This is a genomic window from Nocardia sp. NPDC056064 (assembly GCF_042266925.1).
Taxonomy (GTDB): domain Bacteria; phylum Actinomycetota; class Actinomycetes; order Mycobacteriales; family Mycobacteriaceae; genus Nocardia.
Genome location: NZ_JBHJWO010000001.1, coordinates 3,484,811 through 3,506,049 on the forward strand (window position 1 = coordinate 3,484,811; position 21,239 = coordinate 3,506,049).

Annotated in this window: 21 protein-coding genes; 7 read left to right on the top strand and 14 right to left on the bottom strand. The window is 70.1% G+C overall.

Annotated features, from left to right (window positions below; all coding sequences use genetic code 11):
* Positions 1 to 176: 176 nt before the first annotated feature.
* Entirely contained in the window at positions 177 to 1,466 is a 1,290-nt protein-coding gene (locus tag ACFC06_RS16105) for an adenylosuccinate synthase (RefSeq protein ID WP_375931148.1), read from the bottom strand.
* Between the two features lie 177 nt (positions 1,467 to 1,643).
* Between ACFC06_RS16105 and ACFC06_RS16110 the strand changes: the two genes are divergently transcribed.
* The 3 genes from ACFC06_RS16110 to ACFC06_RS16120 are packed head-to-tail and all read left to right on the top strand — an operon-like array spanning position 1,644 to position 3,942.
* Entirely contained in the window at positions 1,644 to 2,303 is a 660-nt protein-coding gene (locus ACFC06_RS16110; RefSeq protein ID WP_375931151.1) for a hypothetical protein, read from the top strand.
* Positions 2,300 to 3,085, top strand: coding sequence for a site-2 protease family protein (locus ACFC06_RS16115; protein ID WP_375931154.1), 786 nt, complete (start codon positions 2,300 to 2,302; stop codon positions 3,083 to 3,085). The genes ACFC06_RS16110 and ACFC06_RS16115 overlap by 4 nt, the downstream gene beginning before the upstream one ends.
* 11 nt (positions 3,086 to 3,096) lie before the next feature.
* Positions 3,097 to 3,942: a glycosyltransferase family 2 protein gene (locus ACFC06_RS16120; RefSeq protein WP_375931157.1), complete on the top strand. Its 846-nt coding sequence runs from the start codon at positions 3,097 to 3,099 to the stop codon at positions 3,940 to 3,942.
* Positions 3,943 to 3,946: 4 nt separating this feature from the next.
* Here the strand turns inward: ACFC06_RS16120 and ACFC06_RS16125 are convergent, their stop codons facing one another.
* The 3 genes from ACFC06_RS16125 to ACFC06_RS16135 form a co-directional block, all read right to left on the bottom strand.
* Complete coding sequence (locus ACFC06_RS16125; protein WP_375935523.1) at positions 3,947 to 5,074, bottom strand: aromatic acid exporter family protein; 1,128 nt, start codon at positions 5,072 to 5,074, stop codon at positions 3,947 to 3,949.
* Between the two features lie 63 nt (positions 5,075 to 5,137).
* Positions 5,138 to 5,572: a DUF3151 domain-containing protein gene (locus ACFC06_RS16130; protein ID WP_375931159.1), complete on the bottom strand. Its 435-nt coding sequence runs from the start codon at positions 5,570 to 5,572 to the stop codon at positions 5,138 to 5,140.
* Between the two features lie 1,272 nt (positions 5,573 to 6,844).
* A complete protein-coding gene (locus ACFC06_RS16135) occupies positions 6,845 to 8,107 on the bottom strand; it encodes a hypothetical protein (RefSeq protein WP_375931162.1) in 1,263 nt (420 codons plus the stop codon).
* An 18-nt stretch (positions 8,108 to 8,125) separates the two neighbouring features.
* Between ACFC06_RS16135 and ACFC06_RS16140 the strand changes: the two genes are divergently transcribed.
* Both ACFC06_RS16140 and ACFC06_RS16145 read left to right on the top strand, forming a co-directional pair.
* Positions 8,126 to 8,764: a hypothetical protein gene (locus ACFC06_RS16140; protein ID WP_375931165.1), complete on the top strand. Its 639-nt coding sequence runs from the start codon at positions 8,126 to 8,128 to the stop codon at positions 8,762 to 8,764.
* Positions 8,765 to 8,862: 98 nt separating this feature from the next.
* A complete protein-coding gene (locus ACFC06_RS16145) occupies positions 8,863 to 9,921 on the top strand; it encodes a fused (3R)-hydroxyacyl-ACP dehydratase subunits HadA/HadB (RefSeq protein WP_375931168.1) in 1,059 nt (352 codons plus the stop codon).
* Positions 9,922 to 9,942: 21 nt separating this feature from the next.
* Here ACFC06_RS16145 and ACFC06_RS16150 read toward each other — a convergent pair whose 3' ends face one another.
* Positions 9,943 to 11,061 carry a BTAD domain-containing putative transcriptional regulator gene (locus tag ACFC06_RS16150; RefSeq protein ID WP_375931171.1) on the bottom strand — a complete coding sequence of 373 codons (1,119 nt, stop codon included), beginning with the start codon at positions 11,059 to 11,061 and terminating at the stop codon, positions 9,943 to 9,945.
* A gap of 36 nt (positions 11,062 to 11,097) precedes the next feature.
* Positions 11,098 to 12,171, bottom strand: coding sequence for a class II fructose-bisphosphate aldolase (gene fbaA / locus ACFC06_RS16155; RefSeq protein ID WP_375931174.1), 1,074 nt, complete (start codon positions 12,169 to 12,171; stop codon positions 11,098 to 11,100).
* A gap of 152 nt (positions 12,172 to 12,323) precedes the next feature.
* Here fbaA and ACFC06_RS16160 point away from each other — a divergent pair, with 152 nt between their 5' ends.
* Together ACFC06_RS16160 and ACFC06_RS16165 are read left to right on the top strand one after the other, a co-directional pair.
* Positions 12,324 to 12,980, top strand: coding sequence for a DedA family protein (locus ACFC06_RS16160; protein ID WP_375935526.1), 657 nt, complete (start codon positions 12,324 to 12,326; stop codon positions 12,978 to 12,980).
* A 5-nt stretch (positions 12,981 to 12,985) separates the two neighbouring features.
* Positions 12,986 to 13,702: a DedA family protein gene (locus ACFC06_RS16165; protein WP_375931176.1), complete on the top strand. Its 717-nt coding sequence runs from the start codon at positions 12,986 to 12,988 to the stop codon at positions 13,700 to 13,702.
* Between the two features lies 1 nt (position 13,703).
* On the opposite strand, the gene ACFC06_RS16170 is transcribed toward ACFC06_RS16165, so the two are convergent.
* The 8 genes from ACFC06_RS16170 to ACFC06_RS16205 all read right to left on the bottom strand — a co-directional run bounded on the left by ACFC06_RS16170 (position 13,704) and on the right by ACFC06_RS16205 (position 21,195).
* A complete protein-coding gene (locus tag ACFC06_RS16170) occupies positions 13,704 to 14,792 on the bottom strand; it encodes a glycoside hydrolase family 76 protein (RefSeq protein WP_375931179.1) in 1,089 nt (362 codons plus the stop codon).
* A 178-nt stretch (positions 14,793 to 14,970) separates the two neighbouring features.
* Entirely contained in the window at positions 14,971 to 15,654 is a 684-nt protein-coding gene (locus tag ACFC06_RS16175; RefSeq protein WP_375931182.1) for a TrmH family RNA methyltransferase, read from the bottom strand.
* Positions 15,655 to 15,719: 65 nt separating this feature from the next.
* Entirely contained in the window at positions 15,720 to 16,742 is a 1,023-nt protein-coding gene (locus ACFC06_RS16180; protein ID WP_375931185.1) for an alpha/beta fold hydrolase, read from the bottom strand.
* A gap of 45 nt (positions 16,743 to 16,787) precedes the next feature.
* Positions 16,788 to 17,498 (bottom strand): lysoplasmalogenase, encoded by a 711-nt coding sequence (locus tag ACFC06_RS16185; RefSeq protein ID WP_375931188.1) that lies wholly within the window; start codon positions 17,496 to 17,498, stop codon positions 16,788 to 16,790.
* 1 nt (position 17,499) lies between these two features.
* The gene (locus ACFC06_RS16190) at positions 17,500 to 18,558 is read right to left on the bottom strand and encodes a beta-ketoacyl-ACP synthase 3 (RefSeq protein WP_375931191.1); all 1,059 of its coding nucleotides are present in this window, start codon (positions 18,556 to 18,558) and stop codon (positions 17,500 to 17,502) included.
* A 68-nt stretch (positions 18,559 to 18,626) separates the two neighbouring features.
* Complete coding sequence (gene pyrE / locus ACFC06_RS16195) at positions 18,627 to 19,190, bottom strand: orotate phosphoribosyltransferase (protein WP_375931194.1); 564 nt, start codon at positions 19,188 to 19,190, stop codon at positions 18,627 to 18,629.
* 22 nt (positions 19,191 to 19,212) lie between these two features.
* Complete coding sequence (locus ACFC06_RS16200; protein WP_375931197.1) at positions 19,213 to 20,019, bottom strand: SDR family NAD(P)-dependent oxidoreductase; 807 nt, start codon at positions 20,017 to 20,019, stop codon at positions 19,213 to 19,215.
* A 57-nt stretch (positions 20,020 to 20,076) separates the two neighbouring features.
* Entirely contained in the window at positions 20,077 to 21,195 is a 1,119-nt protein-coding gene (locus ACFC06_RS16205) for a hypothetical protein (RefSeq protein ID WP_375931200.1), read from the bottom strand.
* Positions 21,196 to 21,239: the final 44 nt, after the last annotated feature.

Below are 21,239 nucleotides of genomic sequence, written 5' to 3' on the forward strand. Positions count from 1 at the left end.
TCAGGAAACACGGCACGTCCCCGCGTGCCGCGCAGCGACGATAGCGTTAGCCGAGCGGATGCCTCAAATCGATAGCGAGTCGACATCACTCGCGCGTGTCGCCTGTGAACTGCGACGATGCGCGAACGACACAGCCCCTCGCCCGATAACGGGGAGGGGCTGTGGTGACGGGGAGGTCAGGCCATGACGTCGTGGCGGACGATGGTCTGGTCGCGGCCGGGGCCGACGCCGATGCAGGAGATGCGGGCGCCCGAGAGTTCTTCCAGGCGCAGGACGTAGGCCTGGGCGTTGGGGGGCAGTTCTTCGAAGGTGCGGGCGTGGGAGATGTCCTCCCACCAGCCGGGCATCTCCTCGTAGATCGGCTTGGCGTGGTGGAACTCGGTCTGGGTGGTGGGCATCTGCTCGACGCGCTTGCCGTCGATCTCGTAGGCCACGCAGATCGGCACGGTGTCCAGGCCCGACAACACGTCGAGCTTGGTGAGGAAGTAGTCGGTGATGCCGTTGACGCGGGTGGCGTAGCGGCTGATCACCGCGTCGAACCAGCCGCAGCGGCGGGCGCGGCCGGTGGTGACGCCCACCTCGCCGCCCTGCTTGGCCAGGAACTCACCGAAGTTGTCGAACAGCTCGGTCGGGAACGGGCCGGAGCCGACGCGGGTGGTGTAGCACTTGAGGATGCCGAGCACCGTGTCGATCTTGTTCGGGCCGATGCCCGAACCCACCGCGGCGCCGCCGGAGGTCGGGTTCGAGGACGTCACGAACGGGTAGGTGCCGTGGTCGACGTCGAGCAGGGTGCCCTGCGAGCCCTCGAGCAGGATGGTCTCGCCGCGCTCGAGCGCCAGGTTGAGCTCGAGGCGGGTGTCGGCGATGCGGTGCTTGAACGACTCGGCCTGGCCGAGCACCTCGTCGACCACCTGCTGCGGGTCCAGCGCGCGGCGGTTGTAGATCTTCACCAGCACCTGGTTCTTGAACTCCAGGGCGGCCTCGACCTTCTGGGTGAGGATCTTCTCGTCCAGCACATCGGCGACGCGGACGCCGACGCGGGCGACTTTGTCCTGGTAGCAGGGGCCGATGCCACGGCCGGTGGTGCCGATCTTGCGGCTGCCGAGGAAGCGTTCGGCGACCTTGTCGATGGCCACGTGGTACGGCATGATCAGGTGCGCGTCGGCGGAGAGCAGCAGGCCGGAGGTGTCCACGCCGCGCTCTTCCAGACCGGCCAGCTCGTCGAGCAGCACACCCGGGTCGACCACCACACCGTTGCCGATGATGTTCTTCACACCCGGGGTGAGGATGCCGGACGGGATGAGGTGCAGGGCGAACTTGTCGCCGTTGGGGAGCACCACCGTATGGCCGGCATTGTTGCCGCCCTGGTATCGGACCACCCACTGCAACCGCTCACCGAGCAGGTCGGTAGCTTTGCCCTTGCCCTCGTCGCCCCACTGGGCGCCGATGAGGACGATTGCCGGCATCAGGAGTCTCCTACGGATCGACGGCAGCGCACATCAGCACTGCAGCTACCTGCCGTTCTGAGGCGGTGGCCGGAGACACAGTCTAGCCATCGGTTACGGTTACCTGTCGGCAGGGGGTTTTGCCACGTGTTTGTGGGCGACACAGTGTCGGCCAGATCGAGGAGGGTGTACCGCGGTTTGAGTACCCACGTTCTCCGATGCGGAGACATCCCGGTCCCCATCGCCCTCGCCTCACTACCCACCACGCAGACCGGTCCCGTCCCCGAGACCGACGTGATCGACGAACTGCTGCCCGTGCTGGCCGCCGACAGCCTGCCCCGGCTGATCGTGCTCGGCGCCGACGCCGCGCTGGCCGCGGTGCTGACCCATCTGATGCGCACCGAGCGGCTGCACGTCGAGGTCGGCTACGTGCCGGTCGAGACCACCTACGCCTCGCGGGTCTATCAGACCGCCACCGGCAACGCCGCCGCCAAGATCGCCATCGAGGGCCGCGCGATCGAGACCCCGCTGATCCGCGACGACACCGGCACCGTGCTGGTCGGGCGCGCGAGCATCACCGGACTCGACGGCGCCAAGCTCGAGGGTGAGGCCTACGTCGACGACACGCTGCTGTTCACCGGCATCGTCACCACGATGCTGATCTCGCCGACGATGACCATGCCCGGCGTGCGCGCCCGGGTGCGCAAGGGGATGCGCAAACGCACCTGGGTGTCGGGCCGGGCCGCGCAGCTCGGGACGCCGGGCGCGATCGTCACCCGCGACGGTGTGACCACCGAGCGCAAGGTCCCCCGCTCCACCTTCTATCGCTTCGAACAACCCTGGTTACTGGTGAGATGACGTATTCCTTCACGCCGCGGCGGTCCGGCCACAATGCCGTGCGCCCGAGCCCGGTCTTCCTGCTCATCGTGCTGATCACCGTGCTCGGCGGCGCGCTGGCCTGGGACGCCGATGTCGAGTCGGTGCGCGCCAAGATCGGCGTGTTCGTGCTGGTGGTGTTCGGCTGGATCATCAGCCTGTGCCTGCACGAGTTCGCGCACGCGTATGTGGCCTGGCGCGCGGGCGATCACCAGGTGGAGGTGCGCGGCTATCTCACCCTGAACCCGCTCAAGTACAGCCATCCGGTGCTCTCGATCGGCCTGCCGCTGGTGTTCATCGCGCTCGGCGGCATCGGCCTGCCCGGTGGCGCGGTGTATGTCGACACCCACAATTTCAAGGCGTCCGTGCAGCGGCTGGTGAGCGCGGTCGGGCCGTTCTCCAACGCGCTGTGCGCGGTCGTCCTGCTGCTGGTGATCCGCGCGTTCGGCTCGCCGGTGGAGCACGAGGCGTTCTGGTACGGGCTCAGTTTCCTGGCGTTCCTGCAGATCACGGCGTTCCTGCTGAACATCCTGCCGGTGCCGGGACTCGACGGCTACGGCATCATCGAACCGTCGCTGAGCTACCAGACCCGGCGCTCGCTCGAGCAGATCAAGCCCTTCGGCATGCTGATCCTGTTCGCGTTCATCTTCTTCACCCCGTTGAGCCGTGTGTTCTTCGACGCGGTATACGCATTGTTCGAGTTTTCCGGGGTACCTGACTGGTGGGCTTCCAACGGGAGCTACCTCACCCGATTCTGGAGTTGAACGGAAACGCCATGAGCTCCACCGCTGTCCTGTCGGTCGTCATTCCCACGCTCGACGAAGCGTCCTGCATCGCGGCCTGTCTGGAGCGGCTGGTCGGGCAGGACGCGATCGATCAGATCGTCGTGGTCGACAACGGTTCCACCGACGGCACCCGCGAGATCGTGCGCACGCTGGCGGGCAGGCATCCGAAGATCGAGCTGGTCGACGAGCGCAATCCCGGTGTCGCGCACGCCCGCAACACCGGATTCGAGCACGCCGACGGCGACTACCTGGGCCGCATCGACGCCGACACCCTGGTCTCCCCCGACTGGGGCGCCACGGTGCGCGCGCATCTGGACGCGCATCCGGACACCATGGCCGTCACCGGGATCAGCACCTATCACGATTCGCCGATCGGCTTCTTCCTCGCGGGCGCGATCGACGCCCAGCACCGGCTCGGCATGATCCGCCATCAGCCGGTGGGCAATGTGCACGGCGCCAATATGGCGATCCGGCGCAGCGCCTGGGAGCAGGTACAGCAGCTCACCACCACCCGCCGCGACCTGCACGAAGACCTCGATCTGGCGCTGTGCCTGACCAAGGCGAAGCTGCGCATCGACCAGCTGCCCCGGCTGCGCGCGCAGATCTCGGCCCGCCGCAGGCAGACTCCGCCGCACGTGTGGTGGAAATACCAGCTGCGCGGCCTGCAGACGATCGCCAATCAGGGCTACGCGGTGGTGCCGTTCCACCGGGCGGTGATCACCGGCGCCTGGATCATGCACACCTCGCAGTGGCCGATCTATCGCGTCTGGGATTTCGACCGCAAACGCTTCTCGCTGACGCCCAACCGGCCACGCGTGTCCCCCGTCGGCGACTGAGCGCTCACTCCTCCGGCGTCACATACGGATTCGGCACGGTCGGCGGCAGCAGCGCGATCGCCGAGATCCGCTGCATCCCGCACACCACCATCAGATCCACCACGATCGAGCGGATCTGCGCGAACACCACGTGCGCCGAGAGCCCGGCCCCGGCGACCAGTTCCGGACGGGCGTTCTTGGCGACACTGCGCAGGCCACGGGTGGCCTCGGCCTGATCGGGCTGCTCGCCCGGGTCGGCCAGCATCATCCGGCGCACCACGTCGGCGGCGTTGCCGAGCTGGTCGACCAGGTCGATCAGGCGCGGATCGAGCACCTCGTCGTCGCGGACCAGGGTCAGCGAGCGGCGCAGCAGCACGCGGGTGTTGCGGATGGCGTTGTCGAGCGGGTCGGCGGCGGAATGGATGCGTTCCAGGCGTTTGCGGGAGTTCCAGTACAGCGGGGAGATGCGGCTGATCTCGCGGCCGCCCTCCAGCGCCGAGCGCAGCGCGTCGATCTGCTTCTGGGTGGCGCGCACCGCGCTGAGCGACTCGTGCACCTTGTCGGAATTCTGTTCCAGCAGGCCGTCGGCGCAGGTGATCAGCGATTTGCTCATCACCGACAGCACGTCGGCGGCGTGCTCGCGGGCGCGGCGCACCGGGTGCAGCGGGATGGCGGCCACCATCAGCACGCCGACCAGACCACCGATCAGGGCGTCGATCATCCGGTCGGGGCCGGTGGCGTCGGACTGGTCGAGCGTGGCGATCAGCACCGCCGAGCCCGCCGCCTGGATCGTGAGAATCGCGCCGCTGTCGAGGAATACGGCCACCGCCATGGCCCCGCCGACCACCAGTGCGACCTGCCAGACCCCGGTACCGACCTGGGCGATGAACAGGTCACCGATGCCGATCCCGACCGCGACGCCCACCACCAGCTCCGCCGAGCGGCGGATGCGCGCGCCGAAGGAGACACCGATCGACACCACGGCCGCGGTCGGCGCGAAGAACGGCTGCGAGTGGCCGACGAGATTGTGCGCGACGAACCAGGCCAGTGCCGCGCCGAGCGCGCACTGGATGATCGGGATCGCGGACAGCCGCAGGCGCACGCTCGAGGCCCGCAGCCGGTCGACCGTGCTGGTCTTGGCCGCGGTGACCATCGGCGTCGCCGCGGCGACGACGGCCTTGGGGTCGTGTACCCGAGGACGCATCCGCGGGAGCGGCTAGTCCAGGCCGAGCTCGGCCGCGGCGTGCGGGTCGCAGTCCTCGAGCAGGTCGAGGCAGCGCGCGTATTCCTCGGACTCGCCGATCGTCTTGGCGGCCCTGGCCAGCGCGCCGACACTGCGCAGGAAGCCCTGGTTGGGCTCGTGGCTCCACGGCACCGGGCCGAAACCCTTCCAGCCGTTGCGGCGCAACAGGTCGAGACCGCGGTGGTAGCCGGTGCGGGCGAAGGCGTAGGCGGCGATGGTGTCGTGGTCGACCTCGCCGCCGGAGCGCTCCAGCGCGGCCTCGGCGAGCTGGGCCCAGGCGATCGAAGCGGCCGGGTGATCGGCGGCGACCTTCACCGGGTCGGTACCGGCCGCGATGGCGTCCTCGGCGTCGATCAGTTCAGGAAGGAGCACTGGCTGGGGTCCGAGCAGGTCACCGAAGGAGGACATGGACTCATTGTGCACCGCGGCTCCGTCCCGCGTCGCCCGGCCCGCCGCGCGGCGATCGGCGGCGTCTCGCGCGCGCGGCCCATTAGGCTGATCGGCGAGTGCAACGTTCGAGCCTGAGCGAGGGGTACAGAGGTGTCCGACCCGACCGACGAGAACAACCCGGCAGCCGATGCCGACAGTCCCGGCACGCCCGGGAAGCGCCCCGCCGAGGGCGGCGATTCGTCGAGCGCCCCCGGCGCACCGAAGTCGACCCCCGAAGCGGTCACCGAACCCGGCGGCCGCCCGACCACGCCGCCCCCGACCGCGGAGACGGTTGTCATCCGGCGGGATTCGCTGCCCGGGGGCGCACCCGGTTTCCGGCCCGGCAATGCCGGTGGACCTCCCGCCAAGGGCGGGCCCGCCGCGGAGGCGGGTGACCAGTCCGACGCGGGCTCGCAGCCGACTGATTCGCCGCTGGCGGGACTGTCGCAGGGCCTGCCCGGCGCCGACCGCCCCGAACCCGCAGGCCCTCCCCATGGTGTCGACCCCGCAGGCCCGGATGCGCCGACCACCGCGATGTCGATCCCGGGCAAGGTTGCGTCCGTCGATGATCAGACCGTGAAAACTGTTCGCGGACAGGGTGCGCCGGCTCCCGAGGATGTCTCGACAGCGGAGATGGACCAGGCCGACCGGCCGTCCGCCGACGAGGTGGACGAGAAGCCTGCCACCGATGGCGCGAGCACCGAGAATGCCGACTCCGAGACTGCTGTCACCTCGGCAGACAGCCCGGGTGGTCAGCAGGCCACCCGCAGCCCGGAACCGTCGGCCGGAGCGCCGAAGGTGACACCGCGCGTTCAGGACGCGAAGCCTGTTGCAGTGGAAGGTGACTCACCGACGACCGCTGCCGGCACTACGAAAGCCGATGCGGACAAGGCGGATTCGCGCGGCCCCGCAGGCGCTGACGACGCCACGCACAAGTTCACAACACGCGCGGCCGGTACCGGAGCGGCCGCAGGTCTCGGTGCCGCCGCGGGCACTGACGCGGCCGCCGGTGCCGCAGCGGGCAGGGAGGCCGGAACAGGCACCGGCGCGGCCGTCGGTTCGCGCCCGGGTGCCGCTGACGCTGTGCCCGGTGAAGGGGCTGGAGCAGGTTCGGCCGCCCGCGCAGGTGCGAGTGCGGGCGCTGGCGCCGGCGCGGCCCCTGGTGCGGACGCGGGCGCTGGTGCGGGCGTTGATGCGGGCGCGGGCGTTGATGCGGGCGCGGCACCGGAAGACGGTGCAGGCGGGGCTGATTCATCCGGCGCGGGTGGTACGGATGACGCCACGCACAAGTTCACCACGGCCACGAATGGTCCGAGCGCGGGCGCTGGTGCGGGCGCAGGCACCGCTACCGGTGCGGGCGCAGCCGCTGGTGCGGGCGCAGCCGCTGGTGCGGGCGCAGCCCCTGGAGCGGGCGCGGCTCCTGGAGCGGGCGCGGCATCGGAGGATCAGACCGTGGCGATGCGGGTGGTGAATCCGGCGGAGGCGCCGACCACCGCTATGCCGATTCAGCGTCCGAAGGGGACGGATCGTGTGGTGCCGCCCGCGGGTGGGCGACCGGCGATGACTCCCCCGCCGTCCACGCCGCGTGGTCCGGGTGGGCCGCGTCAGGCCGGTCAGCAGGGGCCGGGCGGGCCCGGGCAGCAGGGACCGGCAGGCCCCGGACCGCAGGGGCCCGGAGGTCCGGGTCAGCAAGGCTCCGGCGGTGCCGGGCAGCAAGGCCCGGCGGGTGCCGGGCAGCAAGGCCCGACGGGTGCCGGGCAGCAAGGCCCCGGGGGCCCGGGTCGGCAACGGCCCGGTGGTGTCGGTCCGCAGGGGCCCGGCGGAACGGGTCAGCAAGGTCCGGGCGGACAGCCCCGGCAAGGAGCCGGTCCCGGCGGGGGACCCGGTCAGGGCGGCGCCGGTCCGCAAGGACCGGGCGGCCCCGGGCAGCAGGGCAAGGGCGGTCCGCAAGGTCCCGGACGGCCCGGTCAACCGGGTCCCGGTGGGCTTCAGAAGGGGCCGGGGGCGCCCGGCCAGCAAGGGCCCGGCGGGCCCGGGCAGGCAGGGCCGGGCCGATCCGGCGACGCGGGGCGTAATGGACCCGGTGGACAGAGTCAGCAGATCGCCGGTGCTCTCGGCGCTGCGGCGGCCGGCGGGCTCAGCAAGCAAGGTCCAGGCCAGTCGGGCCCCAGCAGGTCGGGCCAGCAGGGGCCAGGCGGAACGGGTCAGCAGGGTCCGGGCGGCGCAGGTCAGCAGGGACCGGGCGGCGCAGGTCAGCAGGGACCCGTCGGCGCAGGTCAGCAGGGACCCGTCGGCGCAGGCCCGCAGGGCCACGGCGGGCCCGGGCAGCAAGGTCGCGGTGGGCCGGGTGAACCCGGCCAGCAGCAGGGCGGACCCGGCCAGCAGGCTGGGCCCGGACAGCAGGGTGGACCCGGGCGGCCCGGTGGACCGGGCGCTGGGGACCAAGGACAGCGGCCGGTGGTACCTGCTCAGCAGTTCCAGCAGGGGCTGGGCCCGCAGCGCCCCGGGCCGCAAGGCCAGGGACCGCAGAATTTGCAGAAGGGGCCGCAGGGTGGGGTCGAGGAGACTCAGCCTTCGCCGCCCAAGGGGCCGGGGCAGCGGCCTGCTGCCGCGTCGGCTCCTTCGCCTGCCGATATCCAGCCGACCCGGCCCGCCGAGCAGTTGGCGGGGCAGCGGCAGGTGGCGCCGCCGCAGCGGGTGGGTGCGGACGGGGCTGCCGAGGCGGCGGCTCCGGAGCGGTCGAAGAAGTGGTGGCTGGCGGTCGGTGGCGCGGCCGTGGTGGTGATCGCGCTGCTCGGCACGGTGATCGCGCTGATGACCGGCGGGGACAATTCGCCGGAGGGTCAGGTCAAGGCGGCTATCGGTGATTACACCGACGCACTGCGCAGCGGCAACCTCGACGATCTGCGGGCCAGCACCTGCGGCGAACTGCACGATTTCTACCAGGGCATCACCGCCCAGCAGTTCGACACCGTGCACAAGCTCTCCGCCGAGCACGGCTCGATTCCGGTCGTATCCAGCGTGAACGCGGTCCGGATCACCGGTGACACCGCGCTGGCCGAGGCCACCGTCTCCACCGAGGGTGACCCCTCGAAGCAGACGGCGCGAACCTTCGATCTGGAGCGCACGGACGGCGAGTGGAAGGTCTGCGACCCCGCGGGAACCCCGTGACCTGGTGCTGAACCCGTCGTGGTGGGCGTGCTGCCCGCTATGACGGGTCACACATAACTGGTCTTCCTGCTGTACGCCCCGGTAACATTTTCCGGATCATGAGCAGGGAACAGACAGTGTCGCAGCCGGACATCGAAGCTGTGGTCCCGGATACGACGCTGGTCGGCCAGCGTTTCGGCTTCCGTGATCACTATGAGGTCGGTCGCGAGAAGATCCGGGAATTCGCCAGGGCCGTGCAGAATCTGCATCCCGCCCATCAGCACGAAGTGGACGCGCGCAAGCTCGGCTACGACGGCGTGATCGCGCCGCCGACCTTCGCGTCGGTGATCGGCATGAGCGCCACGCGCGCCCTGCTCGACAGCGTGCTGACCGAGTACGACATCTCCCGCGTGCTGCAGACCGACCAGGTCTTCGAGATCTTCCGCCCGATCCTGGCCGGCGATCAGATCAGCACCGAGATCGATATCGACTCGATCCGCCAGTTCGGCGACAACGACTTCATCGTGGTCGGGTTCAAGCTGGTCAACCAGCACGACCAGATCACCGTGCAGGGCACCACCACCATCGTGGCCCGCAAGGGTGTCGAGGTGGACCCGAACATCGTCGAGGCCGTCGAGAACATCAGCATGCACCCGCGCCCCGCGGTGATCGCCGGTGTCGACGCCGCCGACGTGCTGTTCCGCCACACCGGTCCCGTCCGCCCCGGCGGTGTCCGCGAGACCGCGCCGGTGAACACCACCCCCGAGTTCGATTCCCTGGTCAAGGGCGCCGACCTGCCCGCCGCCACCGCGCGGGTGACCCGCGGCGACCTGGCCAACTACGCCGGTGTCTCCGGCGACCCCAACCCCATCCACTTCAGCGACCGCGCCGCCGAACTGGCCGGGCTGCCGACCGTGGTCGCGCACGGCCTGCTCACCATGGGCCTGGCCGCGCAGTATCTCACCGACTGGCTCGGCGACCCCACCGCCATCGAGAAGCTCAGCGTGCGGTTCTCCGGCTTCGTGCCGGTGCCGCCGACCGAGGCGGGCATCATCGAGTTCTCCGGCAAGATCAAGTCGATCGATCCGGAGCGTCGCGCCGCCACCGTGCTGCTGAGCGGAATGTCGGACGGCCGCAAGCTCTTCGGCCGCGCCGCCGCCGACATCCGTTTGACCTGAGCCTTTCTCGCGGTGGCCGGGTCAGGCCACCGCGAGGAAGGTCAGCAGCGTGGCCCCGATCCGGATGACGTCCCCGTCGGCCAGCAGCGCCCCGCTGTCGATGGGCACTTCGTTCACGTAGACGCCGTTGGCCGAGTGCAGGTCCTTGATCAGCAGTCCGGCGCGGCTGGGCATGATGTGCGCGTGGTAGCGGCTGGCCTTGGGGTCGTCGAGGACCAGTTCGTTGTCGGTCATGCGCCCGATCCTGATGCCGCCGTGCGGAATCGGGATGGTGCGGCCGTCGGCGAAACGCAGGTTCCCGTTGCGGATCGAGCGCGGCACCTCGGTGACGGTCTCGGTCATCGCCGCCGCGACCTGGTCGGATCGCTTGGCCGTCAGCACATTCAGCGGTTCCTGGCGCAGCACCCGCTGTTCCAGTTCGATCAGCGCCGCACCCGGGTCGATCCCGAGCTCCTCGGCCAGCACCCCGCGCACCCGCCGGCACGCCTCCAGCGCGTCGGCCTGCCTGCCGGACAGGTACAGCGCGGTGATCAGCTGACCCCACAGCGGCTCGCGCAGCGGATGCTCGTTGGTCATCGAGACCAGCTCACCGATCACCGATGACGCACGCCCGCAGGCGATCTCGGCGTCCACCCGGGCCGAGGCCGCGAGCAGGCGCTCCTCGTTCATGGCGGTGGCGAAGCCGTCGGCGAACTGCAGCCCGGCCAGGTCGGCGAGCGCGCGGCCCGACCATTCGCGCAGCGCGGCGCCGAACAGATTGGACGCGCCGGGATGATCGCCGAGCTCGAAGCAGCGCGAACCCGCCTCGCGCGCGGTCTCGAAGCGGCCGAGATCGCAGGCGGTGTCGGGGATTTCGAGCCGGTAGCCCGCGCCCTCGGTGCGCAGCACCTGCGCCGAATCGATGCCCGCGATGCGCAGCGCCTTGCGGATATTGGAGACGAACACCTGCAGGCTCGCGGCGTAGGAGTCCGGCGGATCCTCGTTCCACACCATCTCGGCCAGCACAGCCGAAGACACCGCGCGCCGCCGGTTGACGGTGAGCGCGGCAAGCAGAGCGCGCGGCTTGGGCCCGCCGACCGCCACCGGCTCACCGCCGACAAGCAGTCGTACGGGCCCGAGCACACGGACATCAAGACTCATGAGCTCGGGCCCCGTTTGTATAGATCGAGAGGCCGGTCAGGAACCGCTGACGGAACGTCCGGCCGACTTCAGGTCGTTGCAGGCCTCGAGCACACGCTCGGCCATCGAGGTCTCGGCCTTCTTCAGGTAGCTGCGCGGGTCGTAGACCTTCTTGTTGCCGACCTCACCGTCGATCTTCAGCACACCGTCGTAGTTGGCGAACATGTGACCGGCGACCGGGCGGGTGAAGGCGTACTGGGTGTCGGTGTCGACGTTCATCTTCACCACGCCGTAGCGCAGCGAGTCCTCGATCTCGGACTTCAGCGAGCCGGAGCCGCCGTGGAAGACGAAGTCGAAGGGCTGCGCGTCGGCGTCCAGGCCCAGCTTGGCGGCGGCCACACGCTGCCCCTCGGCCAGCACCTCGGGCTTGAGCACCACGTTGCCCGGCTTGTACACGCCGTGCACATTGCCGAAGGTGGCGGCCAGCAGGTACTTGCCGTTCTCGCCCGCGCCGAGCGCGTCGATGGTCTTCTCGAAGTCCTCGGGCGAGGTGTAGAGCTTGTCGTTGATCTCGGCCTCGACGCCGTCCTCCTCGCCGCCGACGACGCCGATCTCGACCTCGAGGATGATGTTGGCGGCCTTCGACAGCTTCAGCAGTTCCTTGGCGATCTCGAGGTTCTCGTCGATCGGGATGGCCGAGCCGTCCCACATGTGCGACTGGAACAGCGGGTTCAGTCCGTTGTTCACGCGCTCCTGGGAGATCGCGAGCAGCGGGCGCACGTAGGTGTCGAGCTTGTCCTTGGGGCAGTGGTCGGTGTGCAGTGCGATGGTCACGTCGTACTTGGCGGCGACCACGTGCGCGAACTCGGCCAGCGCGACCGCGCCGGTGACCATGTCCTTCACACCCAGGCCGGAGCCGAACTCGGCACCGCCGGTCGAGAACTGGATGATGCCGTCGCTGCCCGCGTCCGCGAAGCCCTTGATGGCGGCGTTGATCGTCTCCGACGAAGTGCAGTTGATGGCCGGGAATGCGAACGAGTGCGCCTTGGCCCGGCCGAGCATCTCGGCGTAGACCTCCGGAGTCGCGATAGGCACAGCAGTGACCTCCGTGTGTCGGGAGCGAAAAACCAATTCTGTCAGGCCACACCCTAAATTAGGAAGGCAAGGACGGGTTCACCGGTGCTCACGTCACAGATTCGCCCGGTACTGTGGGGGCCGTGACTTTGCTGGCGGTATCCGATGCAGTGACGAACAACCTCGCGTTGACCCAGTTGCTGGACCCGATGTATCTGCTCCAGGAGACCTGGCTCAAGAACGCGGTCCTACCCGCCATCCTGGCCATCGTCTTCATCGAGACGGGCCTGCTGTTCCCGTTGCTGCCCGGTGACTCGCTGCTGTTCACCGGCGGCATGCTGGCCGCGCAGGAGAACGCGCCGATGTCGGTCTGGGTGCTGGTGCCCGCCGTGATCGTCACCGCGTTCCTCGGTGATCAGTGCGCGTATTGGATCGGGCGCAAGATCGGTCCGGCCATCTTCCGCAAGGAGGACAGTCGCTTCTTCAAGAAGCAATACATCACCGAGACCCACGAGTTCTTCGAAAAGCACGGCCCGAAGACGATCATCCTGGCCCGGTTCGTGCCGATCGTGCGCACGTTCATGCCGGTGCTGGCGGGTGTGTCGAAGATGGACTACCGCAAGTATGTGGCCTTCGACATCGTCGGCGCGGTGCTGTGGGGCGGAGGTGTGACGGTGCTGGGCTACTTCCTCGGCAATGTCGGCTTCATCCGCGACCACATCGAGGCGATCTTCCTGCTGATCGTGTTCGTCTCGATCCTGCCCGCCATCATCACCGTCGGTAAGAAGGTGCTCGAGCGGCGCAACGCGCCCGCCGAGCCCGTGCAGGCCGGCGAGCTGGCCGCTTCGGCGAACGAGACGCACTGATCGCAGTGACCGCAGGACCGTCGACACACGCTCTGGGCACCTTCGATCCGCTGATCTCGGCGGGCCCCGCCGTGGTCTGCACGGTGGTGCTGGTCTTCGTCTTTCTCGAGTGCGCGTTCATCATCGGGCTGTTCCTGCCCGGTGACTCGATGCTGATCACCGCGGGCATCGTGCTCGCCTCACACGCCAACGGCGAGTCGCAGGTCTGGATGCTGTCGGTGGGCACCATGCTGGCGGCGATCGCGGGCAACCAGGTGGGCTATGTGGTCGGGCAGCGCACCGGGCACCGGCTGGTCGCGCGCAAGAACGGCCGCTATATCAATACCGAGAACCTGGCCAAGGTGACCGGGCTGCTGGAACGGCACGGGTTCTTCGCGGTGCTGGTGGCGCGCTGGATTCCGTGGGTGCGCACGCTGTGCCCGATGGTGGCGGGCGCGGCCGGGATGGACCACCGCCGCTACACCATCGCCAGCACGCTCGGCGCGATCATCTGGGCGCCGGTGCTGCTGCTCATCGGCTACTACGCGGGCGAGTTCCTCGAGCGCGTCTCGTGGCTGATGCCCGCCGTGATCGGCACGCTGATCGCCGGACTGGTGATCGGCACCATCCTGGGTATCCGCCACTACCGCCAGGAGATGGCCAAGCCGGTCGAGGAGTACGACCTCGACCACACGCCGAGCCCGGCCGCCGAGTCGCAGCACCGGGTCGAGTCGGAGCGCTGAGTCACAGCCCCGCGGCGGTCACCTGGTAGGCGGCTTCCATCAGCATCCAGCCCGACAGCTGCACCGACAGGTCGCGTTCGGGGACGGTCGAGGCCGTCACCGAACCGCCCGCGGTGAACTTGCCCGCGCCCGCCGTGCCGCCGGGTAAGCGGGCCGGTTTGCTCCAGTCGTGGCCGAACAGCGGCTCGCCCTCCACCTCGAGCCGGTTGGCCCAGGCCGCCGTCGCCGAGGCTTTGACGATGGCCGCGGCGGTGCGCCGGTCGCTCTGCTGCCGCTTGCCCTCACCGGGCAGCATCAGCGCCACGACGGCCAGGTAGCGGGCGAGGATGCCGTTGAACAGGCCACCGTCACCGCCGCCGCCACCGGTGATCACCAGCCGGGTGGTCATCCGCTCCTCGACTGCGGCAAGCAGCCGGTTGACCCGCTCGACGTGCCGGTCGTCGTCGGTGTGCACGGCCAGCTCGGTCTCCAGGCCGAGCACCACGCCCTGGCAGTAACTGAACACCGGCCGCTCGATCTCGCCCGCGGGCAGGTGGACGCCGTCGAGGATCAGGCCGGATTCCGGATCGCGCAGGGTGGCGTCGAGCCAGTCGGCCATCTGCCGGGCGCGTTCCACGCGGCCCAGGCGCAGCAGCGCGATACCCGCCGGGCCGTTGGCGGGCGCGTTGAAGAAATCCGAGCGCACCCGCCACGGGATACCGCCGCCGATCTCGGGTGCCCACGCGTCGTAGAGCTGCTGTTCGAGGGCGACCAGACCACGACGCGCGGTGGTGAGTTCCTGGGTGCGTTCGGCGCGTTCCAGCGCGATCGCCAGCCAGGCCATGTCGTCGTAGTAGCGGTTGGTCCAGCCGGTGATGTTGCGTAGTCGGTGCGCGCGGGCGATCGCGCCGATGCGGCGGCGCCGGGCCGGGGTGGGGACGCGGTTGGCGGCGTCGACGGCGACATCGAGCAGATGCGCCTGCCACCAGTAGTGCCAGCTCGCGAAGGCCCGCTCCCGGCGGGTGGCCGGCCAGCCGACGACACCCAATTCCGTTCCGGGACAACCCCACAGCGTGCGCAGATGCCGCGAGACGATCGCGGACTCGGCCATGTCGGCACGCTCGGACCACAGCGCCGGGGTCGGCACGGATCCGGCGCGATCAGAGGGCTGTGGGCGCCGGCCGCTGCGCGAGGTCATGCGACCATGGTGCCAGCTGCCGCCCGGTTTCCGCGCCCGTTCCGTTACCGTTCCGAGGCCGATTCGATCACACTGCTCGCCGTCATCCGGTTCACCAGGCCGTGGACAGGTCCGCGTGCAGGCGAATCCAGGCGTGCATGGCGATGCCGGCCGCGACCCCGGCGTTGATACTGCGGGTGGAACCGAACTGGGCGATCGAAACCGTCAGGGCCGCCGCGTCTTTCGCGTCATCGCTGACACCGGGGCCCTCCTGGCCGAACAGCAGCAGGCAGCGCTCGGGCAGCTCGGCGGTCTCCAGCGGGACCGCGCCGGGCACATTGTCGACCGCGACGACGGTGAGATCCCGCGCGGCGGCGTAGGCGCGCAGCTCGGCCAGGTCGGTGTGGTGCACGAGGTGCTGGTAGCGGTCGGTCACCATCGCGCCGCGCCGGTTCCAGCGCCGTTTGCCGACGATGTGCACCGCGGCGGCGGCGAAGGCATTGGCGGTGCGGACCACCGTGCCGATATTGGCGTCGTGGCCGAAGTTCTCGATGGCGACGTGGAACGGGAACCGCCGCGCGTCGATGTCGGCGACGATCGCCTCCCTGGTCCAGTACCGGTAGGCGTCGACCACATTGCGCCGGTCGCCCTCGGCCAGCAGCACCGGGTCGTAGCGCTCGTCGGTGGGCGGCGGGGTGCCGTACTCCTGCTCCCACGGGCCGAGTCCGTGCGGGTGCTCGCCCCATTCGGTCGGTCCGGCGACCTCGGCATCGGGCACGTCCGCTGACTCACTCACGTCGAGAATGCTAGGCCGGACCACCGGGCGACCAGGACCGGACCCCGGACGAGTCCGCGGCCCACCTACGGCACGCTGCGCTGGGGGCTGTGGTCGAGCGCGGTCGCCGCGGCCGGTGCCGGGACTTCCGGCGCCGGGTTCGGGTACGTCACCGCGGGACCGGTTCCCGGGGACGGGAGTGCCACGATCGGGCGGCCGCGGCGCAGGGTGCGCTGCCAGCGCACGGGGTCGAAGACCGCCGGTTCGGTGTGCTCGATGAAGTCGTGGATGAGCGTGACGAAGCGTTCGGGATCGTCGTGATGCGGGAAATGCCCGGCACCGGGGAAGATCGCGATCCGGCTGCCGGGGAAGGCGCGGTGCGCGCGTTCGGCGTGGCCGGACGGGATGACCGTGTCGCGGGTGCCGCCGACGACCATGGTGGGCAGGTGCGCGGCCAGGTAGCCGCGGTCGAGCATGGTGATGGTCTGGCCGCGCCGGTCGGCGGCGGCGCGGATGGTGCGCAGGAAGGCATTGCGCGCGCCGGGCTCGGCGAGGCGGCCGTAGAGGCGAAGCACGTATTCGGCGTCGCGGCCCAGACCGAGCCCGCCCAGCGCCCGGACCAGCGGAATCGCGGTCAATACGGCGGTGCGGACCGGCCAGCTGGTGATCGCCATGAGCGCGGGCCCCGCCCCGGCCACGGTCGCCAGCCGGAACGCCGGGTGCACGCCTGCGCCCATGCCCGCCGGGCAGACCAGCGCGATCCGCTCCACCTTCTCCGGGAACTGGTAGGCGAACTGCATGGCCACCCCGCCCCCGAGCGAGTGCCCCACCAGCGTGATCCGCTCGATGCCGAGCACGCTGAGCAGATCGCGCATGCCGTTGGCGTAGGCGGCCACCGCGTAGTCGGCGCGCGGTTTGGCGGATTCGCCGTGACCGAGCAGGTCGGGGGCGATCACGGTGTAGTGCTCGGCGAGCCCGTCGAACACCGGGTCCCAGGTGCCGGAACTGTCGGTGATGCCGTGGATGAGCAGCAGCGGCGGCCCCGACCCGGCCATCCGGAACGCGCGGCGATAACCGTGCACCTCGACGAACTGCGCTTTCCCGGTCATCTTCGAAGCGTGCGCGGCCGGTGTTGCGGCCACGGCACGCCGCGGTTAGCGATAGGTGACGGTTGCGCCTCGGCGCGCGTGCGCGGCCGGGTCCGTGAGCAGGTACTGCGCGGCGGCGTAGGTCGCCAGGATGACGCCCTCGCTCGCCCGGCGGCCGCGCTCGCTGCGCGCGAAGAGCCGCCGCAGCACGATCAGCCCGTCGGAGACGGTGAACAACAGCGCACCCACACCGAGCCTGCTGCGCGGATCGGCGTCCGGGATGTTCAGTCCCGCGATGTTCTTCGACTCCGGCGCCAGCGCCGGGTCGGAGGCCAGGGTGGCCGCGGTGCCGAGGGTGGCACCGTAGGCGCTCAACGGCAGCATCAGGTTCGGCGCCTTGGCGCGCAGCAAACCCGCCGCACCCAGCCAGGCGAGCACCCGGGGGACGGCGATATCGGGGCGCGGGCGGGCACCGCGACGCCACCACAGCGTCGAGTACCCGGTCTGCATCACCGCGAACGAGGACGCGCCCGCGATCAGGCGGCGATCGTCGTCGGGGTCGATGAGCAGCACGTCACCGACGGTGGCCGCGGCCAGCGAGCCGAGCAGAATCCGGCGTTCGGCCGGATCGAGCTCGACCTCGCTGGTCACCACGTCGGCCGCCAGCAGCGGCATCAGCAGCGGCTTGGCCACCCATTGCAGCCGTTCACGGCCGGTGACGGCACCGAAGACGGTGACCGCCGCCGCCGCGAGATAGCCGGCCCGCAGCGCACGCACGTCAGAAACTCGGTTCCTTCGGGGCGGGCGGCAGGGTGACGACCTGGCCCGCGTAGCTCAGCCCGGCGCCGAAGCCGAGCAGCAGCGCCAGCTGACCGCCCTTGGCCTTGCCGGTCACCAGCATCTCCTCCATGGCCAGCGGGATCGAGGCCGCCGAGGTGTTGCCGGTGTTCTCGATGTCGTTGGCCATCGGGATGCCCTCGGCCAGGCCGAGGTTCTTCTTCATGAGCTCGTTGATCCGGGCGTTGGCCTGGTGCGGGATGAAGACCTCGATGTCTTCCTTGGCCACCCCGGAGTTCTCCAGCGCCGCCGAGAGCGCGCGCGGCAAGGTGACCGCGGCCCAGCGGAAGACCTTCGGGCCTTCCATCCGCAGCGACATCTGGCCGACCGGCTCCACCTCGGGATCGGTGCCCTGCATCTGCTGGGCCCGGTGCTGGAACGCCAGGAAGTCGATGTTCTGGGCGATGGCCTCGGCGTTCTCGCCGTCGCTGCCCCACACCGTCGGGGAGATGCCGTTCTCCTCGGACGGGCCGACGACCACAGCACCCGCGCCGTCACCGAAGATCATCGCGGTGCCGCGGTCGGACTTGTCCAGGCCGACGGTCATCGTCTCCGCGCCGATCACCAGCACGTAGTCGGCCGAACCGGCCCGGATCAGGTCGGCGGCGACGCCGAGACCGTAGCCGAAGCCGCCGCAGCCGGAGGTGAGGTCGAAGGCGGCGACGCCGTTGAGGCCCAGGTCGGAGGCCACCGAGGGCGCGCCGTGCGGGGTGAGCTTGAGCCAGCTCGAGGTGCACAGGATGACCGCGCCGATCTTGTCCCGCTCGATCGGGGTGTTGTTCAGCGCGCGCTCGCCCGCGGCCGCGGCGATCGAGCGGATGGTCTCGTCACCGCTGATCCAGCGCCGGTTGTGGATACCGGTGCGCTCGAAGATCCACTCCGGCGTCGAGTCGAGGGTTTCGCACACCTCGGCATTGCTGACGATGCGCTGCGGACGGTAGGCACCGATCCCGAGCATCGCAACGTTGTCGCGACCTTTGTTAACTGCAATGCTCACCACAGGTGACTCACACGTCCTTCAGAATTACCGGGCGACCACATCGTCGCCCGGGCTTGGCGCTGTTCAGGCTAACTCAGAGCAAGGTCATCGAGTCCGAGGATGGACCGATATTCCAGGCCCTCCTCGGCGATCACCTGGTCGGCGCCGGTTTCCCGGTCGACGACGGTCGCGACGCCCACCACGATGGCCCCGGCGTCACGCAGCGCGCGCACGGCGGTCAGCGGCGAGTTGCCGGTGGTGGTGGTGTCCTCGACGACCAGCACCCGCTTGCCGACGACATCGGGCCCCTCGATCTGACGCTGCATGCCGTGCGCCTTGGCGGCCTTGCGCACCACGAACGCGTCGATCGGGCGGCCGGGAGCGTGCATCACCGCCATCGCGACCGGGTCGGCGCCCATGGTGAGCCCACCGACCGAGTCGAAATCCCAGTCGGCGACGAGCTCGCGCAGCAGCGAGCCGATCAGCGGGGCCGCCTGGTGGTGCAGCGTCGCGCGGCGCAGGTCGACGTAGTAGTCGGCCTCCTTGCCCGAGGACAGCGTCACCTTGCCGTGCACGACCGCGAGCTCGCGCACGAGCGCGGCCAGTCGGTCGCGATCGGCCTCGGTGAGCGCCTGACGTGCCTGGTCGATCATGATGGCTGTGTTCCTCTCATGCCTAGGTCCTTCCGCGTGCGTTGAACAGTCCGCGATTCATCCGGGTCATCAGGGTCCGCGGGACGAGCCCCGCCACCGTGGTGAGCACCTTGTACTGCACGCCGGGCACACTGATCACCCGGCCGGAGTCCAGGTCGTGCAGGCATCCGTCGACCACCTGATCGACATCGAGCCACATCCGCTTCGGCACCGAACCCATCTCGATGCCCGCGCGCTCGTGGAACTCGGTGCGCACGAATCCGGGGCACAGCGCCTGCACGCGCACCCCGGTACCCACCAGGCCGCCTGCCAACCCTTCGGAAAAGGATACGACGTAGGCCTTGGAGGCCGAGTAGGTCGACCCCCGTCCGGGGATCAGCCCGGCCACGCTGGCCACATTCACGATCGAGCCGGACGCGGCGGCGACCATCGCGGGCAGCGCGGCCCTGGTCAGCTGCAGGACAGAGGTCACGTTGACGTCGAGCTGGGCCTGTAGCTCACCGGGCTCGAGCGTCCAGAATTCGCCCGAGTGCGCGAAACCGGCGTTGTTCACCAGGAACTGGATGCCCTTGGCCGCCCGATCGGCGACCAGGGCGCGGTCGTCGTCATCGGCGAGGTCGGCGGCGAGCACCTCGGTGCCGGTGTCGTAGCGGCGGGCCAGCTCGTCGGCGAGTTCGCGCAGGCGCGTCTCGTTCCTGGCGACCAGCACCAGGTCGTAGCCGAGAGCGGCGAGGCGGTGGGCGAAACCCTGGCCGATTCCGGACGTCGGTCCGGTGATCATGGCGACGGGGCGGGAGGCGCCGGGCAGGCGCGCGGAACTATCGGTCATCGCTGGTCGATTCGGGTCGACGGAAAGGCCGTGGCGACACCTCGCCGCGGCCCGGGATCACTTGGGTACCGGCCCCTGATACGGCCGGAAACCCGGGTGGAACGGGCCGCCGGGGCGGCCGGGTTCCGACTCGTCGTCGTCGGAGTCCGCCCGCGCACGCGGGGGCTCGACGCGCGGACGCGGCTCGGGGACCACCGCCAGCGAGGGGCGCCGCGGCGGCTCACCGAGCGGGCGGCGGCCGGGGGCGGGCTGATCCTCGAACTCGGGGTCGTCGAGGTCGGGGTCGTAGTCGGCGGGCCGGGGTGCCCGGTTGGCCTGTGGACGCTGCTCGAAGGGATGCTCGTCGTCGGTCGCGGCGGGGGCGCGGTTGGCGAAGCTCGCGGCGGCGCGCTCGGGCTGCGGGCGGTAGCGCTCGTCCTCGTCGTCGGGGCCGGGGAAGCGGGCGCGGCCGCGGTCCTCGATGTCGAGCGGTTCGGCGTCGTCGAGGTCGTCGTCGTATTCGGGGCGGAAGCCCTCGCCCAGCGGCTCGTCGGCATTGGAGCGCGGGCGGTTGTACTCGCTGGGTTCGGCCACCGGCGGCAGCACGTGCAGCAGGCCGGACAGGCGCAGCACCGCGTCGATCGCGGACTCCCACTCCTTGGCGCCGCTGCCGACCGGGAGCATGCCCAGGGTCCAGTTGCCCTCGCTCCACAGCATCTGCAGGGTGTCGGTGAGCGATTCGATGAAGCCGACCATGCGCTGGTCGACGGCGTGCCGGGCGATCTCCGGGTCGGTGGCGAACACGACCCGGTCACCGATGGCGCCGAGCAGTTCCAGATCGTGGTCCTTGGGCGGGGCGGCGGTCTTGAGCCGCATGTCGACGTCGATCTCCGAGCCGATCTGCCTGCGCACCGCCACCAGGGTGGCCGCGTCCTCCAGGTCGAAGAGCACGAACTTCTCGCCCTTGCGGATGCCGGAGACCACGTCGACCGCCGAGAGGTAGCCGAGCTTGGCCAGCGCGCCGCGACGCCAGGTCGAGGCGAGCGCGGGCTCCACCGAGACATAGGTATAGCCCTGGGACTTCGCCCATACCTGCCTGGCGTGCCCGGTCCGCTGTCGCTGGACCCGATCGAAATACAGCAGCACGACCGCACCCACGAGTGCGATCGCCGCCAACCCGAACCACATAGCCGTCATCGTCGCCTAGCCTATCCAGCCGTCGCCGTGATTGCCCGGCAGCA

Bases quoted from the DNA above. Each gene is read 5' to 3' on its own strand.
- ACFC06_RS16160 (WP_375935526.1), top strand. From the start codon at position 12,324: ATGTATCTGCTCCAGGAGACCTGGCTCAAGAACGCGGTCCTACCCGCC.
- ACFC06_RS16205 (WP_375931200.1), bottom strand. From the start codon at position 21,195: ATGACGGCTATGTGGTTCGGGTTGGCGGCGATCGCACTCGTGGGTGCG.
- ACFC06_RS16105 (WP_375931148.1), bottom strand. From the start codon at position 1,466: ATGCCGGCAATCGTCCTCATCGGCGCCCAGTGGGGCGACGAGGGCAAG.
- ACFC06_RS16130 (WP_375931159.1), bottom strand. From the start codon at position 5,572: ATGTCCTCCTTCGGTGACCTGCTCGGACCCCAGCCAGTGCTCCTTCCT.
- ACFC06_RS16120 (WP_375931157.1), top strand. From the start codon at position 3,097: ATGAGCTCCACCGCTGTCCTGTCGGTCGTCATTCCCACGCTCGACGAA.
- ACFC06_RS16115 (WP_375931154.1), top strand. From the start codon at position 2,300: ATGACGTATTCCTTCACGCCGCGGCGGTCCGGCCACAATGCCGTGCGC.
- ACFC06_RS16145 (WP_375931168.1), top strand. From the start codon at position 8,863: ATGAGCAGGGAACAGACAGTGTCGCAGCCGGACATCGAAGCTGTGGTC.
- ACFC06_RS16170 (WP_375931179.1), bottom strand. From the start codon at position 14,792: ATGGCCGAGTCCGCGATCGTCTCGCGGCATCTGCGCACGCTGTGGGGT.
- ACFC06_RS16200 (WP_375931197.1), bottom strand. From the start codon at position 20,019: ATGACCGATAGTTCCGCGCGCCTGCCCGGCGCCTCCCGCCCCGTCGCC.
- ACFC06_RS16180 (WP_375931185.1), bottom strand. From the start codon at position 16,742: ATGACCGGGAAAGCGCAGTTCGTCGAGGTGCACGGTTATCGCCGCGCG.
- ACFC06_RS16150 (WP_375931171.1), bottom strand. From the start codon at position 11,061: ATGAGTCTTGATGTCCGTGTGCTCGGGCCCGTACGACTGCTTGTCGGC.
- pyrE (WP_375931194.1), bottom strand. From the start codon at position 19,190: ATGATCGACCAGGCACGTCAGGCGCTCACCGAGGCCGATCGCGACCGA.
- ACFC06_RS16125 (WP_375935523.1), bottom strand. From the start codon at position 5,074: ATGGTCACCGCGGCCAAGACCAGCACGGTCGACCGGCTGCGGGCCTCG.